This window comes from Oceanicola sp. D3 (assembly GCF_006351965.1).
Classification (GTDB): domain Bacteria; phylum Pseudomonadota; class Alphaproteobacteria; order Rhodobacterales; family Rhodobacteraceae; genus Vannielia.
On the sequence record NZ_CP040932.1, the window covers coordinates 2803807 to 2821995 of the forward strand.

Sequence of the window (18189 nt, forward strand, 5' to 3'; positions counted from 1 at the left end):
CGGCTCAGATCCCCTCTTGCGGCAGATCGAAGATCGCCGTCATGGGCGTTACCTCGGTCTTGTCGAACGCACGCACCACAACAACGGTGGTATTGTCGGACGCACCCCGTTGCAAGGTAAGGTCGAGAAGCATGTCGCAGGCTTTTTGCGGTTGATGCTTCCGTGCAATTTCAAGGATTTCGTGGTCTTCCACGTGGGCGGTGAGCCCGTCGGAACACAGGATGAACGTGTCGCGGTTGCGCAGCGTGCCGTATTTGTGGTCGAGGTGCACATCCGGATGCACGCCAATGGCACGGGTGATGACATTCTTGCGCGGCCAGTTCTCGGCCTCCTCGGGGGTGATCGCCCCCCGGTCGAGCAACTCGTTGGCCTCGGTGTGATCGCGGCTGAGTTGGGTCAACTGGCCATCGCGGATCAGATACACCCGGCTGTCACCAGACCAGACGCAGGCAAAATGCTGATCGAACACCAGAAGTGACACAACGGTTGAGCCGATGGTCGCCCCCTGGCTCAGCGCGTGCTGCTGAATTTGGCCGTTGGCGCGGGTGATCCGCTCAACGAAACGCGCCTGCAGATCGGGTGCAGAGGTGGCGCGGCCTACCGAGGCGAGGTGCTGCACGATCACACCCGAGGCATAATCGCCGCCGTGGTGCCCGCCCATTCCATCGGCCACAACCCACATCCCCCCATCGGGGTAGGTATAGAGGTTATCCTCGTTATGGTCGCGGGCGTAGCCGGTATGGCTGATCTCCCCGGTCTCGAACCTGAACTGCTTTGCATTCATAGCATCAATGCCCCGGCCCTGGGGCCCTTGAGTGTGGTCGCGTTTGCCGAGTTTCTGTTACGGGGGGTCAAGGGTCAATCCTTCCCGCGCCCGCGAAGGGAGAAGAACCCCCTCAGACCGGATTTCTTCTGGCCCAGCCCTTCGCCATCGTGGTTTGCATCGCCCGGCGCGCCAAACGGGCTGTCTTCGCCCAGACCGGCGGGTGCGGGCTCGTCCTCTTCGGCATCGGCAAGGCCGTTGCCGCCGGGGATGCCTTCCTCCGCCTCCACAGGCGTTTCGTCCTCGCCCCCATCCGCAGGCTCGGGCGTGGCGTCCTCATCGTCGCTGGCTTCGTCCGCAGCATCCGGGGCCTCATCGGGCAGATCTCCGGGGATCTCGAAGTCATCCTCGCCAGACACCATCGACACATCGACCACGTGGCCGATCGCTTCGGGCTCTGGCGCATCGTCTTCCGCCGCGACGGCCTCTGCCGCTTCGGGTTCTGGCGTTTCGGCGCCCGGCTCGTCATCAGGATCGCCTAGCCAAGGGATGACCTCTTGCTCCGGCTCCTCGCCCGCTTCGCCTGCCTCGTCAGCAGCATCGGCGCTGTCTTCCGCAGGCACGCCTTCGTCCAGCCAAGGCACAACCTCTGCCTCGGCCTCAACCTCATCCGCGTCATCCGTTTCGCTCAGGCTGGCATAAACATCCTCGCCCGCTTCGGTGTCGCCAATGCCATAGGGTTCAGGGCCGGCGTCAAAGAGGTCTTCTTCGGCGTCCTCCTCTGGCTCAGGCTCCGGTTCGGGGGCCGGCTCTGGTTCGGGCTCCGGCTCGGCAGGCCCGGCATCGGGAAAGTCCCACTCTTCTTCGGGCGCATCAAAGGGGCTTTCGGCCTCGTCGCCGGTGTTCGCCTCGGTCCATGCATCGTCCACCGCATCGGTGGGCGCGGCCCATGCCAGTTCTTCGCGGGAGGCTTCGGCCCCCCATGCAGCGGCGGCCTCGGCCTCTTCGGCATCTCCGATCAGATCGCGGGGCGGCACGGTTGTTTCGCGGGCGCGGGTTTGGCCGGCACCTGCCCCGGCGGAGGCGGTCGCGGCAGCGGCGGCAGCCGGGCGCGCTGCGGCGGCGGGCTGCTGCACCCGGGCGGGCGGACCAAAGCCGCGCAGCATGGCCATAAAGCCCGCCGCATCCGGCATGCCATCCAGCGCGATCATGCCGGGGCCAACATAGTCGTTGCCCGCCGTCCACCAATAGCTGCGTTCAAAGGCGGCAAGCTGGTGATCGTGGTCGCGCACATCGGCCAGCATCTGCCCCAGCCCGTGCTCACCATAGGCAAAGAAGGCATTGCGCCGGTCCTCGCCCAGCGCACAAGGCGCGGCGTTGGGCTCGGGCAGCGCGGCAAGGAAGCCATCGACATCGCCATCAAAATGCGCCGCCTTGGCCGAAAGCAGCGCCCGCTCCAGCATTCCGTACCAATCTTCCATCGGGTCCGAGAGCGGTGGCACCGGATGCGCCGGGCCCATCCCCGAAAGCACCAGCGTCAGCGGAAACTGCCGCCCCACCTTATCGACAGAGGCCATCAGCGCCCCCGCCATTGCATGCCCATACACGCCCGGCCCGATCCAGAAGCGCCACACCGGGCTGGCCTCGTAAACCGGGCCCCACTCTCCCGCCAGATGGTGCTTGGCCCCGGCCATGGATTTTTCCAGCCAGCCTTCCCAAAACGACAGCACCTCAGGCGGCATCGCCCGGGTGATGAAGTCGCCCTTGGCGGGCAGTTTTCCGAAGAGGCCGAGGGGCATGGTGGGGTCAGCGGCCTCCAGTCAGAGCCCAGTCGGGCATTTGAACTCGGTGAGTTCGTTCATGAAGAAGGGGTTCACGGCGGAGGCGAGCGTGATCTTGTAGGCGATGTGGCGCCCGTCGATCGTGTAGCGCACGGCGATCACATTGCCCGAAACCTTGGGCCGCCCGGCATTGAGGAACTTCACGAAAGCCCAGCTTCCGCCCTCGCTCATGTTCGACTTGCGCCCGCGCATATCTGGCGTGAAGACCAGCTCTACATTGGCCCCGGCCATGCTGCCCGGCCAGGTCACATTGGCGGGCGTGTTGCCCTTCTTGCGGGTGAGGATGACCTGACCGTTGATGGTGAGCTGCGCCGTCTCCACCGCGCCGTGCAGCGAGGTGGGCGAAACTTCCATGTCGATCTGCGGAATGCCCCCGCCCGTCGGGAAGAAGGCATCGCGGATCTCTGCCGCCCGCTCAAATTGCTTGAGCGTCGAGGTCGAAAGCTTGCCAGCCAGCGGGCCGGTATCTTTCCACGTCCAGTTGCCGCCGCTCGTGTCGGCGAACTGGCTGAGGTTTTCGAGGAAGAAACGGTCGATCACGCCCTGCGGCGCGAAGAGGCGGGCAAAGTCGACAAGGCCAACCTCGCGCGCGCTGTTCTTGGCAAACGGGAACTTGCTGTCGATCGCGGCCTGGCACACCTGCGTCACCTGCTGGTTCAGCAACTCGTTGAGCCGGGCGACCGAGGTATTGGCGGCATCGCCCTCAAAATCGTCCACCGCCTCCTGAATCATCCGCTCCATCGGCTTGGGCAAACGCGAGCTGGCCTGCTTCAGCGCGCCCAGCTTGGCGGGCAGTTCGCGGTCGGCCACCTCGGGGAAGTCCACGGCGGTGATCAGCGTGCGCTGCATGTCGCCCAATGTCTGGATCAAGAAGTCGATCCGGCGTTGCGGCGGGTCACCGATCAGCAGGTCATGCCAATCGGCGTAATAGGCCTCGATCTCGGCCCCCGGCAGGCGGGTCTGGCCGCCGCCGCCACCGGAGGAGGACGCCCGATCCTGACTCTTGCGGAAGGCCACGTCGAGGCCGATCCGGGCAAGGCCGGACTGACGGTTGATAAAGATCTGCGCGGCCCGCTTGCCAAACTCGCCGCCCGCTTCGGCGGCCTTCCCGGCTGCGGCGTCCGGGTCCATCCCGGCGGGCGGCTCGTCGGCGCCCTTGTTGTATTCCGCCGTCAGCGAGGTCTCTTCCATGATCTCGGTGGTCAGCAGCAAAATCGGCGAAGTGCGCGGGGCCGAGGCTGCCGCCAGCGCCTGATAGGAGGGCCTGTCGGCGCTCATCGGGCGCAGCTTGACGAGGCCAAGCACCCTGTCCCACTCCTCGATCCAATCGTTGGTGTAGCGCTTCAGCAGGATCGGCCCGAGGCCCTGGATCTGGTCTTCGATCTGCGCATCGGCGGCGTATTCGCCCATCACCCACTGGTCCTCCAGCAGGTTCTCGGCAATCTGGCTGAGCTGGGGCAGGAAGAACTCGTGGAAGCCCGCATAGGTGTAGAGCGGCGAAATCACCAGATCATCCAGCGCCCGCCCGTCGACGCTTTCAAACACGAGGTCAGCATCGCGCCCGCCCCGGCCTGCGATGGTGAATGGCTCGATCCCGGCAAACTCGGCGGTGGCGAGGATGAGGCTGTAGGCCTGATCTTCCACGTTCATCCGCGCCAGCAACCGCTCGCCCTGATCAATCAGCGCCCCATTCAGCTCAAAGCTCGGCTGCTGCGCGGCGTCCAGCTCCAGCATGGCCACCAGATGGCTTTCCAGAGCGGCGCGGGTCTCGGGGTTGGTGCCCGCATAGGTGTTGCGCCGCCAGTCGTCGCGGAAGAAGCCGATGACCAGCTCGTCATCGCTCTGCGGCGCGAGGTTGCCCAGCAGTTTGTACACCTTCAGCGTCTTGTAGACGGCCAGCACCTCACCGGTGCGAATGAAGTTTTCGAGCTGTTGCTCAAGTTGCAGGATCAGCCGCGAGCGGAACATCCGCTCCAGCGCCTGCCGGTAGGTGACGGTGGCCGCAGAGCGCACCGAACCGCGCTGGCTGAGGCCGAACTTCTCGCTGAGCGGCGCTTCGGTCTCGGTGTCGGCATAGCCCATCGGCATGTTGCGCAGCATTTCGAGGTGCGGCAGCACGGTGAGCAGGTCGATATCTTCGACCTTGCCAGAGCCGATCTCGTCGCGGGCCTGAAGCTCGTAGTTGGAAATCGCCGCCTCTGCGGTGTCGATCAGCTGGCGGTTCTGATAAAAACTCAGGCCCCAGAGCCCGAGCATGCCCATGGTGGCCAGCACGATGAGGGTAATGGTCGAGTAGCGCCAGATCGCGGCGCGGCGCACGGCGCGCTTGTCGGTGCTCACCCATCCGGCTTCGGCGAAGATCACCTTCTTCAGCAGGTCATGCAGGAAGAAGCTCTTCGCCTTGCCAGACATCTGGCCTTGCGCCATGCCGCCAAAGTTGCGCTGCATCGCGCCCAGCACCTGGTCGATCGGGGTGCCTTCCTGGGTGCCGGAGGTAAAGTAGAAGCCGCGCAGGTTGGCCGCCACCTTGTAACGCGTGTGCCCGAAGACCCCGCGCATGAAATCGCCCAGACGGTCGCGCAGCATGGCGACCTGCCCGGGGAAGGAGAAGATGGCAATGCGGTTGATCCCGTCGGGCTCTTCCTGCAGCCGGTCCGTCACCTCTTCGGAGAGCCGGTTGACCAGCGCGTCATACTCCTCGTCGAAGCGCTCGACGGTTTGTTCCTTCTTGCTCTCGGTCTGGAAGGTATGGCCCCAAACCTTCTGGCGGCGGCTCTGCGAGAAGGAGTTGAAGAACTCCATGAAGCCGCTGATCAGATCGGCCTTGGTGAACATCACATAGACCGGGAAATCCACCCGCAGCTCGTCGTTGATCTCATTGAGGCGGGCGCGGATGATTTCGGCATGGGCCTCGATCTCTGCCGGGCTCGCCGTCATCAGCTCTTGCAGGGAGATCGCCAGCATGACGCCGTTGATCGGCTGATTGGCGCGATATGTCTTGAGCAGCTTGAGGAAACTGGCCCAGCTTTTCTGGTCGGCCTCGGCGTCGCTGTCTTGCGTGGTGTAGCGGCCCGCCGTGTCGATCAGCACCGCCTCTTCGGAGAACCACCAGTCGCAATAGCGCGTGCCCCCTACCCCGGCCACGGCCCCCTCGCCCTTTTCGGCGAGCGGAAACTTCACGCCGGAGTTCAGCAGCGCCGTTGTTTTGCCCGAGCCGGGCGGGCCGATGATGATGTACCACGGCAGATCGTAGAGAAAGCTCTTGGAGCCGCTGGACTTTTTCAGCACCTCCATCGCCTCGCCCATCTTCTCGCCCAGCACCTCACCATCGCCGGTCACTTCCTGCTCGGTCAGCGCGTCTTCCAGCGCCTTGGCGGCCCGGCGGCGGCGGATGAACTTGATGAGATAGACGGTGCCCACCGTGAGCCAGACCACGGCAATCATCAGGATGCGGACCCAGACCGGCTCAAACGGCGTCGCCTCGCCAAAGCCCACCAGTGGCAGCGCAAACCAGACCACCGCGAACCACAGCAGCAAGGACAGCACGACCAGAATTCCGATGATCCAGCGTTTCATCTCGATACCCTTCCGCCCTTCGGGCGCATCTTTTTCAACCGGCGTCCCTCGCCGTTACTCAGATCTGCTGCTCCAGCGTCTCTTCGCGCTGAATCATGATCTCCACCCGCCGGTTCTGGGCCTTGCCCTCCGACGTATCGTTGGAAGCAATCGGCTCGTCCTCGCCGCGCCCGTCCACCTCCACCCGCTCAGGGTTGGACAGCAGCGGCGTGATGACCCCGGCCACGCTCTTGGCGCGGGCCACGGAGAGCTCGAAGTTGTTCTTGTACTTGCCCCGGCCCGAGAGCTTGTCGCTGTCGGTGTGGCCGATAAAGCGGATCGGGCCCGGCTCCTGCTCCAGCACCTGCGCAATATCTTCGCCCAGCGGGATGAACTCTTCCTTCACGTCAGCCTTGCCGGAATCGAAGAGGATGGAGTTGTCGAGCTTGATAACGATAAAGTCGCCCTTCACCGCAACGTCGATAGCGCCGTTGCCCGCGAAAGCCTCCTTCAGCCGGTCCAGCTGGCCGGTTTCGGGTGGCGGGGGCGGCAGCGGCGGCGGGGCGATGGGGCCGGAGGTGCGGCGCACCAGCTCGATCATCTCCTGCGGGTGCAGGTTGCGCATCTCGGTGGTCAGCGCGTTGCCCTCGGTGGTGAGCATCAGCCGCATCCCGAAGTAGCCGCCCGCCAGCACCGCAGATGCAAGGATGGCATAGGCCCAGACCGGCACCTTGGTGAAGCTGCGCCGCGCAGCCATTTCGATGCCCTTCCAGCGGGGCGAAATATCATCATCACCGCGCGACTTCACCCGGCGCAATGCCTCGTAGATGCCGCGCTTGATCTGGCCGAGCTTCACATCTCCGCCCTGCGTGGCGCGATACTGGCCCTCGAAGCCGAGCTGCATGCAGATCAGCATCAGCTCCAGCAGGTGATACTTGTGAATCGGGTTCTGAAGCGCCTTGTCAACCTCCTGAAAGAAGCCAACACCCGCCGTCCGCTTGTTGAAAAACCGCGCCGACATTGAATACTGCAGCCAAACGCCCCGGTCGGTGCCGGGCAGGTTTTGCACGATGTCGTCAGCGGTGCCGCAGATGCAATACTTGGCAATCAGCGCATCGGTCTGGTCAACGCCGGCCTCCAGCATCCGCTCTTCGGAGGCTTCGATCTCTTCGGTGACGTGCTGCATGAGCGGCACGGCGTGCATATCCACAACCTGGCTGCGGAGCCGCCCGAACAACACCAGCAGAGAGGCGCAGGAGGCCACGATGGGGTTGGCATCGGCCGACATGCCGGAAGTTTTGGCCGAGAGCGCCGCATCGAGGCTGATCTTCTTGACCGGCGCACGCTGCACCGGCTCTTCCTTCCGCATCTCCGGAAAGAAACCTTCCTGCTTGGTCTGCGCGCCCAGCCACTGGCCGGAATTGTTGTGATCCTGCGGGCCGCCGAAGCCAGCTGATTGGCCGGGGGCCGGGCCGAAGCCCTGGCTTGGGGTCTGTTGCGGGGGTTGGCTTGTGCCCGGGCCGCCACCGCCGCCCCAAACATCACCGCCGCCCTGATCCTGCCCGCCGAACCCGCTGTCCTGCCCGCTGAAGCCACCGCCCTGCCCCGGCGGGGGCGGGCTGGCGGGCGGCGGGCTGCCCCATCCGCCCTGTGCGGGCATGGAGCCACCGATCACGGTTTTCTGAGAGCCGGGGCCGGTCGTCTTCTGGCCGCCGAACGCACCACCCGGCATGGGGCGGATCACGGTCTTTCCGGCGTCCTTCTCGTCGGTCATCAACTATTCTCCTGGATGCCCCAGATCTCCAGCTTGAGATCGGGCCAGTCGCCCGCAAAGTGCAGGCCGATCGCCGGGGCCGTCGAGAATTCGCGCCACATCGGGTTGTTCTTGTCGATCTTGAAGTAGACGTGGCTCGTGACCGCCCTGATCTGACGCGGCGGCATGGGCATATGCACCAGCTCAAGACCCGGCAGGTTGTTATTCACGATAGCATTCATCTGGGTGTTAGGTCCAACTTTGCAGAGCGCGGGGAACTGCTGCTGGATCTGGGTGAGCGGCTTGTCGGCGGCCACTTCCAGCACGAAGGCGGCATCGCGGAACAGATTGCGGTCCACCACCTTGGCCATGAAGCTGCCCGAACCGGGGCGCAGCTCTTCGACGTTGAGCCGCACGGCGCGACCCACATCGCGCGCCAGCAGGCGCTGGATATCGCGCACGATCGGCTCGAAGATCTCTTCGAGGTTGTCCTGGTCGTAGGGCGGATATTCGATGGCAAGGCGCTTCTCATCGAAGGTCCAGAGCTCGCCCACCAGCCGCAGGAACAGCTGATAAAGCTCCTCGGGGTGGATATACTTGCTGTTGCGATAGTGGCGCAACAGGCCGATCTCGCGGTTCAGCACCAGCAGCATGAAGTAGTCGGTCGCCTGAAGCCCGCCGCCCGAGGAGGGATCGGCGGCGAAACGTGCGAGGCTTTCGAGCTTGGTCTCGACCCAGCCCACCACGCGCTCGACCCAGCCGGCCACAACCGGATGGGCGTGGATGGTGAGCACCGGCGGCGCGAACTTTTCATCAAAGATCACCGTCTTGTCGCGCACTTCGACCACGCGGGCGAGCCGCAGGCAGTTGTAGCCCGGCTTCTCGGTCTTACGCACGTCAAACTCCACCCGCGGGTGGGCCACTTCGATATCCTGCTCCAGCCGCATGGCGGCGGTTGAATCGGCCACGGTCTCTGCCGAGAGGCGGTAGCGGGCCGAGCGCGAGGCTTCATCCTCGGTGCCCACTTCGCGCCCGTTCACCTGCACCATCGGCAGGGTCAGCCAAACGCTCTGGCCCTCGCTCCCCTCGGGGATGTCGATGGGCGGGGGCAACTGGCTGGTGCCGGGCATATCGAAGGGCGTGCCATCGGGGAAAATGCCGGTCGCAGAGCGCAGGCCGAATTTCATCTGTTGGGCGACATCCCGATCAATCTCGATCTGGGAAAACCCCCATGGGTATGGGGAGGCCAACCGCGTGCGGGCCTCGAGCAATTTCTCGAAGTATCTGTCGCTCTGTTGAAAATGGTGAGGCTGGAGAAACAGCCCCTCTTTCCACGCGACTTTAGAAAACCAGGACATTCAGGGGCTCGCAGCGCATTCCAATGGTCGTTTCGCAATATACTGGCAGGATCAGTCCTATCCTGAAAGGCACAAATAACTGACAGGGCCGGTAAAAGGCCCGGCACATGCTCGGGCACCTTGCCAGAAACAGACGGGGTGCCGCAAGGGCACCCCGTTAATTGTCACGTTAAGCTCACGCTGCACCTCGGGCCCGGCGCGGGGCCTTTGCTGCGGCGCGCTTCGGGCTCAGAACTGCAACCGGATCTGCGCGGTGAGGCTCAGCGCCTCCACGTCATCCGAGAAGCGCCCGTCAACCCGCGCCGATGCGTTGAGCTGCTTGGCGCTGCCCACCTGCCCGTCGAGGATCTTGATGTAGCTCAGGCCCACCGAAAGTTCGCTGAAGTCGCCAAGCGGCTCGGTCGAGATCGGCAGCGCGGAAGAGCCACTGATATAGGTCGCCTCGAGCGGATCGGAGAAGTCCTTGTAGTAGGTCGCGGTGACGAACTGGTTGATCGCGCTGTCGCCCGCCTCGCCAATCACCGTGCGGGCCAGCGTGGCCCCGACAAAGCCGATCGAGGTGGTGTGATCTTCAAACACCATGCGACCCACTTCGGTGGTCTGGTCGCCCGGATCCCGCAGGATCACGTCATCGGTCGAGCTCTTGGTGATCCCGAAGCCCCCGGTGGGTACCAGCGTCAGGCTGTCAGACAGCGGGTAGCTGTAGGAGATCGAGGCCGAAAGCGTGGTCGACTGGCTCTCCACATCTTCATCAAAGAAGCCCGCCGCCGGGGTCACCCCATCGGCCTGAAGCACCAGAACCGGGTTGTTGAAGGTGAACGAGGTCTGCTCGGTGCGCAGCTGCACGTCCGCCGTGTAGGCATCCTTGGCGAAGGCCAGATAGGCGCCCACGTAGGTCTGGGTGAAGTCCGTCTCGGTGGTCGAGAGCAGCGTGGTCGGCGTCGGCGTGCCGGAGGTGTAGTCGATGTTGAACACATCCTGCGAGGTCGAACCCTGATTGTAACCAAGGATCATGCCGCCTGCGATGTCGAACGGACTGTCGGAGACATCAAAGCAGCCGTAGTCCATCCCCAGCGTCAGGCCGGCATAGTCGGCTTCCACCGTGGAGGGCAGATTCGACACACCGTTGTTGGTGCGCGCCGTGCCGGTGGCAGAGCCCCCGGTGGCCCGCGCCCATGCGCCGGTGCCGCAGTTGTCGTCATCCTCATAGGCCAGGCCCGAAACGAAGGGCGAGGACGGGCGGTTGACGATGGTGCCGATCAGCGACTGCACGAGGCCGATGTTGCCGGCAACGGCACCGATGCCCGCGCTCACGTCGGAGAGCACATAGGCATCGCCCGACGACGGATCATAGACCGCGAAGTAGGCGGTGGCCCCGTTCACTGCGATCAGGGAGTTGTCGAAGGTCAGGTTGCCGCCCGACGAGCCTGCATTGAACAGCACGTAATCGCTCGGGTTGGTGAGGTTCCCCGTGAACACCGTGTCCGAGAACGACAAGGCCACGGTGCCCGAAACAGCCCCGCCCACCTGGATCGCCTCGTTGACAGGGTTGCCTCCCCCGTCCGCACCGGTGAAGGCCACCGTGCCGCCGGAGAAGGAGAGGTTTCCGCCCACCGAAAGGCTGTCAGCGCCAGCCGCCGACAGATCAATCGTGCCCGAGCTGGAAACATTGCCGCCAATCACGCCACCTGCGCCCTGCGCGGTAATGGTGCCGCCGTTGGTGGTGCCGCCCGTGGTGGAGAAACCGCCGCCCGCATCCAGCGTGATGTTGGAGTTGTTCACAAAGCTCCCGGTGATCGCAAGGCTCGACGCCCCGCCATCGAGGAAGCTGCCATCGTTGGTGAAGGTGCCAGACATGGTGCTGGCCCCATTGATGTTGAAAGTGTTGTTGTTGGCGAAGTCCCCGCCGATCGAGCCGCCGTTGGAGTTGAAGGTGCCACCGTTGGTCACCGCCGCATTGATCGCGCCGGTGTTGTCGATGGTGCTGCTGTTCACGAGGCTTGTGGCGTTGACCGTGCCGCTGTTGGTCAGCGTGGCGTTGTTCGTCACGGTGCCCACGTTGGCATCAGCACCTACGGTGCCAAGGTTGGTGAAGTCGTCGTTCAGCGTCAGCGTGCCCGCATCCAGCGTGCCCGTGCCCTGGTTGGTGGAGGCCTGTGCGATGGTCACGTCGCCCGAGGCGTTGAAGTCGCCGGAGTTGTCCAGCACGCCGTTGATCGTGCCGGTCACGGTGTTGACAACGCCCGTGGTGCCAATGGTCAGCGTCTCGCCGCTTTCGTTGCTCAGGGTGCCCGTCGCCGTCAGCGTGCCGTCATCCACGGTGAAATCGGTGTTGATGGTGGCATTGACTGCCGACAGCTCGAAGCCGCCGAAGGTCACCGCACCACCGTCTCCGCCGGTATCGTCCTGGATGAAGTCGCCGCCCACAGCGAGGTCGCCCGACATGACGATGGTCGCGCCATCCGTGTTGGTGACATCGCCCGAGACTTCAAGCGAGGCGGTCACATTGAACGTACCGCCATTCTGGTTGATCACCTCGCCGTCGATCCCTGCGGTCGTACCGGTGCCCTCGGCGTCCAGCGTGCCCTCGTTGGTCAGCGTGCCCGTGCCGCCGAGGTCGATGAGCCCTTCGCTGTCGACAGTCTGGCCCGAGGCATTCGAGAGGCTAACCGCCTCCAGTTCCGCGCCGGCCGACACGTTGATGGTGCCAACCGTGTTGGTCACGGCGCCGGTCACGTCGAGCAGCCCGGCGCTTACCGTCACAACAGCACCCGCCCCGTTGTTTTCAACGCTGGCCGCACTGGTGGTGCCCCCGCCCGACTGGATCAAAGCACCGGCCGCGCCGTTGGAAACGTCACCGGAGAAGGTGAGGTTGCCGGTGCCGGTGTTCTGGATCGTGCCGGTATTGCCAGTGGCCGTGGTCGCCTGAAGCGTGCCGGTGCCGGTGTTTTCAATCAGGTTGGCGTTGTTGTTGAGATCGCCGGAGAAGGTGGCATTGGCACCGTTCGACAGGGTGTAGGTGCCGAGGTTGCCATTCAACGTGGTGCCGTTGTGCGCAACGCCCGAGATGTTGATATCGCCGGTCGCGGCATTGTCGATTGCGCCTGTCGTGAGCGTGCCCGCCGTGCTGTTGATCTGCCCGTCGTTGTCGACGGCGTTGTCGACCGTGAAGATCGACGAGTTGTTCACGACACCGCCACTCGCAACCGTCAGTGTATCCGCAGTGGTGGTGCCACTGTTGGTTACAACCGAGGTGCCGTCGAGGTTCAGGTCGGTGGCCGCATCGAGGGTAGAGCCGCTGGCGACCGTCACAGTCGATCCCACGAGGGTGATGGCGCTATCCGAAGACAGGGTGCCCGCGTCGTCCACGATGAGGCTTGCGTTCACGTCCACGTCGTCGGCGTTCAGCTCGCTGCCGTCAAACTCGACGGTGCCGCCGGTGTTGTTGGTGAAGGTGCCGTTGACCGTGAGATCGCCCGCGAGGGTGGTGGCGCTGTTATTGGTGAAGTCACCCGAGCCACCCGAACCGATGGTGCCCGAGAGCGTGGCCGAGGTGGCGGCGGCGGTGTTGGAGAAATCGCCGCTGATGTTGCCCGACGAGGTGATGACGCCATTGTTGATGACATCGCCATCCAGCAGGGCGGTGGAGTTGAAGCCGTTCACCGAGTTGTTGGTGATATTCGGGGTCGCACCATTGGTGGCGGTGATCACGCCGTCGGCGGTGATCGCGCCCATTGTCGACGCAAAGGTGACGGTATCGCCCTCAAGCGTGCCGCCGCCTAGAGCCAGCGTGCCGGAGCCATTGAAGGCAAGCGCCCCAGCCGCATCGACCGCACCACCATTCACGTCGATGTTGCCGACGCTGTTGAACGTCGCAGTCGTGCCCGCGTTGATCGTGCCGCCGTTCATGTCGAGGGCCGAACTGGAAGTGTAATCGAACGTGGTGCCCGCATCCAGCGTGCCGCTGCCAGAGAAGGTCAGCGCGCCACCGTTGATATCGACGGCCATGTCAACGCCAAGGTCGCCCGCAAGGTCGGTGCTGCCATTGTCTTGGGTGTAGTTGCCGGTCACGTCGCTGGTGCCGGTGGAGCCTGCCTCCACGTTGACAGTGCCGGAATTGGTCACATCGCCAACAATCTGGCCGCCGTTGATGTTGGCAACACCACCCGCCTCGTTGTCGAGGTCCGCCGAAAGCGTGCCGCCGTCGACCGAGAGCGTGCCCACGGTGTTGAGGAACGTCCCTGCCCCGCCGTTCACGCTGAGGTCGCCGGTGTCAGAGATCGTTACCGTTGCATTGGCAGCGTTGTTGCCGAAGGCAGTGTTGTTGTTGTCAAAGCCGGTCACATCGAGCGAGCCGGTGCCGCTGACAGTTACATCGCCAAGGTTGTTGGCGAAGGTGGTGGTATCCATCGTGCCAGCCGACACATTCACCGAAGCGCCCGCGCCATTGTTAGTGACGGCGCCGGTGGTCAGCGTGCCACTGCCCGCCTGGGTGATGGTGCCGCTTGCGCTGTTGGTCACGGCGCCGCTGATCGTCATGTTGCCGGTATCGGTGGCTGCATCGCCGTTGGTGATGGTCCCGGTGTTGCCGGTGATCGGCGCATTGATGTTGAAGGTGCCGTCGTCGAGGTTCTCCAGATCGCCCGCATTGGTGCCGGTGATCGAGGCGATGGTCACGGTGCCTCCGCCATTGTTGGTGATTGAGCCATTGGTATTGTTCGTCGTCGCACCCAACACCAGCGCGGTGCCACTGCTGGACGAGACGTCGATAGAACCATCGTTGGTCGTGGCGCCCGCAACCGAGAAGGTCGAAGTGCCCTGCACGGTGATCGCACCCGAGTTGCCAAGCGTACCTGAGAAATCGGCATCCGCCCCTACAAGGTTATTGACGGTACCGTCAGCGCTCACCGCCAGGTTCACCGCATCGACATCGCCCGAGTTGTTCACAATGCCATTGGTCACGTTAAGGGTGCCGGTGGCAGAGGTGGTCGCGTCCACCGCGCCATTGGAGGCAACGGCGAGGATAGCGCCACTGTCGATGGTCACATCGGTGTCTGAACTGAGCGTGCCGTTGGTCACAGCCACATTGGCGTCGATGTCCACGTCACCGGCCGAGAGGGCGTTGCCGCCCATGTCGGAGAGGGTGCCGCCGTCATGGCTGTAGATACCGGTGACGGTGAGCGTGCCGCCGGAGACATCCACGGCACCGCCGGTGTTCGTCACCGCGCCATCGACGGTGGCTATGTCGGTGGTGGTCATCGAGCCGCCCGAAACGGTCACGTCACCGGTGACAGCCCCGGTGGCCGCGCCGGTACCGGCAAGCGTGAAGGTGCCGGAGGTGTCCAGCCCGTTGGCGCCGGTGCCCACATCCAGCGTGCCGCCCGAGGCGATCACAAGCGCGTCGTCGTTGTTGAAGGCCCCTGCCCCGCTGGCCACACTCAGCGTGCCACCGTTGTTGATGGTCACGGTGCCGTCGGTATTGGTTGCGGTGGTCGTCACCTCGAAGGTATCGCCCTCCACGGTCAGCGATGCTCCGGTGCCGTTGAGGCTGAGCGTATCCACCGTGGCCGCGCCGTTGCTTGTCATCGCACCGTTGCCGGTGAGGTTGATCGTGCCAGCGGCGAAGTTGGTGCCGTCATGGTCGATGAAACCGTTGCCGGAAACGTTGATGGTTGCATCGTTGGGAGCACCGGTATCGCTGTCATCGGCAAGGAAGATGCCATCGTTGTCGAGAAACGCGTTGCCGGTCATCTCCACGGTGCCACCCACGGTGACCGTTACGCTGTTACCATTGCCCACATTGAAGCTGGAATCGTCCTGCAGGGTCAGGTTGGTGCCCGCCGTGACGATGGTGCCGGTCGAGTTGATGTTGATCTCGCCGTCGTTGAGGTTGTTGATGTTGCCCGTGACCGCAGTTGCCGCCAGCGTGGAGCCCACGCCGTTGAGATTGTAGATACCGGTCGGCGCGCCATCGACGCTGTCGTTGTTGATGTCGCCGGCCACGTCAGTCACGTCAGCGCCCGCCGCGATGTTCACGGTGGTGTCGTTGTTGATGGTGTTGCCGGTGCCCACGAGGCTGGCGTTATCGCCCACGGTAACCCCACCGGTGCCGGCGGTGTTGATGGTTTCGGCCGTGACGGTCACGCCATTGGCGATCACAAGCGAGCCCGCGCCGGAGGTGCTGAGGTCGCCGGTGCCGCCGCCATCGCTATCGATGGTGATATCTGCATTGGCAGCCAGCACGCTGTTGTCGGTGACCGAGATCGAACCGACATCGGTAAGCGTGCTCTCCACGTTCACGGTGCCGCCGTTGCTCACGCTGATGTCGTTGTCGTTTGCGCTGACGGGGTTGACGCCATTGTCGATGGTCACAACGCCGGTCGCGCCATCCGCCACCACGTCATAGTCGTAGTCGTCGGTAATTGTCTGCGCCACCTGAGCGACAATTTCGTCGGTCACGAAGCTCAGATCGTTGCCGTCGAGCGCATCCGGATCGGTCTGGGTATAGCCGGTGGCGAGAGTGATGCTGGCGGCAGTAATGGTCAGATCGCCGCTTGTAGTATCAAGATTGCCCGAGAGGGCGATAGAGCCATTGGCGTCGGTCAGGGTGATGGAAGCATCCGCTGTTGCGGTCACATCGCCCACGGCGGCGGTTGCGCCGCCTATGGTGAGGGTGTTGCCGAGGTCGAAGCCGACGCTCGCTGCATCAAAGGTGCCGGTCACGTCGAGGTCGCCAGAAACGGTGAGCGTGCCGCCGGTGGCGCTGACATTGCCATCCACGCCTGCGCCGCCGCCAAGGCCATCAGCACCGGTCCCTGCAAGATCAAGGTCGCCGGCGCTGGTGATGTTGCCGGTGACAAGGCCGGTGGAGGTGAAATCGCCGTTGGCACCCACGGTCACGTTGCCATCGACGGAGCCGCCTGCCGTCGAGGTGAGCGCACCGTTGTCCACGTTGATCGCATCGGCCCCGAGGCCGGTTGCCGTCAGCGTATCGCCATTGGAGACGGTGACCGTAGGCGCACCGCCGCCGCCGATGAGCATCGTTTCGGTGGTCAGGTCGCCCGCCGTGGTAAGCCCTGCTCCGTTTTGAACATTGGTAAGGCCGCCAACCGTCAGATCGCCACCCATGGTGAGGGTGGCATCGGTATTGATCTCCAACCCGCCGGTGATTCCATCGCCATCATCCGAAACACCCGAGAGGGTTGCCGTGGTCCCCTGACCGAGAGTGACGCTTCCGTTCACCCGCCCGGTAGAGGTGAGGCTAACAGCGCCCGCCCCTCCGCCGGTCAACAGGTCGGTGTCGATTGTGCCATCATTGATCACCGTCCCCGAGAAGGCGTAAACGTTGATATCGGAGGTCACGGTCGCGCCGTCGTCGATATCGAGAACACCGGCACCAGTCGAACCGAAGGTCACCTGCGCGGCAGAGTCGAGCGTATTTCCATCCGTCACATTGACCGTGCCCGAATTCACAGCAAGCGCGCCAACTGTCACATCATGGCCCACCACGATGGAATTGCCGCCATTCTGCTGCAGCGTTCCGGTGATCTCGGCATTCCCGGTGAACGCCACTGTGCCGCCAGTCCCGTTGGTGACGCTACCGTTAATGCCCGCGAGATCGCCGGCGTCTCCGCCATTGGCTTCGCTGACCCCGGCAAGATTGAGCGTGCCCGTGTTGGTGAGCGTGCCCGCACCGCTGTTGATCGCGATCTGGCCGCCGGTGGTGCCGTCAACCGAAACCGTGCCTGCGTTGCTCGCGGAGGTATCGACTGTCAGCACCCCCGTGCTCACGTTGACGGTGCCCGAAGTCACGGTGAGCGTGCCAACCTGTGTGGCGTTGTCGACGGCGATGGCGTTGGAGCTGTTTTGCTCAAGATCGCCAGTGATCTGGAGCGCACCGCTGATGTCGAGCGCGCCGGTGCCCTGATTGGTCACACTGCCATCAACACCGCCTACACCGGTCCCGCCGGTGCCCGAAAGCGCGGCGCTGCCGTCATTTACGATTTCGCCGGTGACCAGACCGCTGGAGGTGAAAGAGCCGCCGTCGGCCACGGTGACATCCGAGGTGATGGTGCCCTGGTTGTCGAGCGTCGCGCCCGCCTGCACGTCCACATCGTCGGCAGCTGCATCAACAGTCGCCAGCGTGCCGGTATTGGTCACTGTGCCAGTGCCGGTTACGTCCATCGTGTTGACGGTGACATCGCCGTTGAGGGTGAGGTTGCCGGCTCCGGCCGTGATCAGGTCGATCCCGCCAGCGCTGCCGTCTAGCTCGGCGTTGATGATTGTCGTGCCCGTGGTCACGGTCAGCGTGGAAGCGCCAGGCGTTGCGGTGCCGCCCGTCAGCGTCAGCCCGCCGCCATCGACCGGGTCTTCCTCGATGACGATTCCATCGGCCTCGAAGGTGATGTCGCCTACTTCGACGGGGTCCAGCAGAGTGCCGTCGTTGTCGAGGGTGAGTGTCGTCGTGATGTCGATGGTGGCGTTGGCACCCTGATCCCAATCCTCAGGACCCGGGGTGCCATCATCCCAATCACCCCCAGCGATATTTCCGCTTTGCCAGGTCCCCGTCGCGCCGCCGTCCCAGGTCAGCTCCTGCGCGTTCGCCCCATGCCCGGCTCCGAAGGTGAGCGCCAGCGCCATGGCTGTGGTGGCGAGGATCTGGCCCTTGCCCGCTGCTTTGCGTGGCCGTGGATGTGTGGCACCTGCCGAAATTGCAGTAGTAGCCACGATGCGTTGGGTGCGGAAATCGCTGCGCATGGGAGTTATGTCCTCTCGCCTTCAAATTATCGGCACGTTTCACCGCCCACCTCGGCAGATCTCCGCGCACTTGTGCGGAACACTACTTGCCGCCAAGTCATGCGACAATGCCGAATTTTCGCCACAACCTCTTGTGCCGCCCCGCCAACACCCTCGCCCCAC

The 18189-nt window shown here is 64.0% G+C and carries 6 protein-coding genes; all 6 read right to left on the bottom strand.

The features are described from left to right. Window positions 1–4 precede the first annotated feature (4 nt). Window positions 5–784: a PP2C family serine/threonine-protein phosphatase gene (locus FHY55_RS14115; RefSeq protein ID WP_140014806.1), complete on the bottom strand. Its 780-nt coding sequence runs from the start codon at window positions 782–784 to the stop codon at window positions 5–7. Between the two features lie 74 nt (window positions 785–858). Then, complete coding sequence (gene tagF / locus FHY55_RS14120; protein ID WP_140014807.1) at window positions 859–2562, bottom strand: type VI secretion system-associated protein TagF; 1704 nt, start codon at window positions 2560–2562, stop codon at window positions 859–861. Window positions 2563–2583: 21 nt separating this feature from the next. Beyond that, on the bottom strand, window positions 2584–6180 hold the full coding sequence (gene tssM, locus FHY55_RS14125; protein WP_140014808.1) for a type VI secretion system membrane subunit TssM: 3597 nt from the start codon (window positions 6178–6180) through the stop codon (window positions 2584–2586). 58 nt (window positions 6181–6238) lie between these two features. Continuing rightward, window positions 6239–7933, bottom strand: coding sequence for a type IVB secretion system protein IcmH/DotU (gene icmH / locus FHY55_RS14130; RefSeq protein ID WP_140014809.1), 1695 nt, complete (start codon window positions 7931–7933; stop codon window positions 6239–6241). Further along, entirely contained in the window at window positions 7933–9270 is a 1338-nt protein-coding gene (gene tssK / locus FHY55_RS14135; protein WP_140014810.1) for a type VI secretion system baseplate subunit TssK, read from the bottom strand. The genes icmH and tssK overlap by 1 nt, the downstream gene beginning before the upstream one ends. A gap of 228 nt (window positions 9271–9498) precedes the next feature. Further along, complete coding sequence (locus FHY55_RS14140; protein ID WP_140014811.1) at window positions 9499–18027, bottom strand: hypothetical protein; 8529 nt, start codon at window positions 18025–18027, stop codon at window positions 9499–9501. Between the last annotated feature and the right edge of the window lie 162 nt (window positions 18028–18189).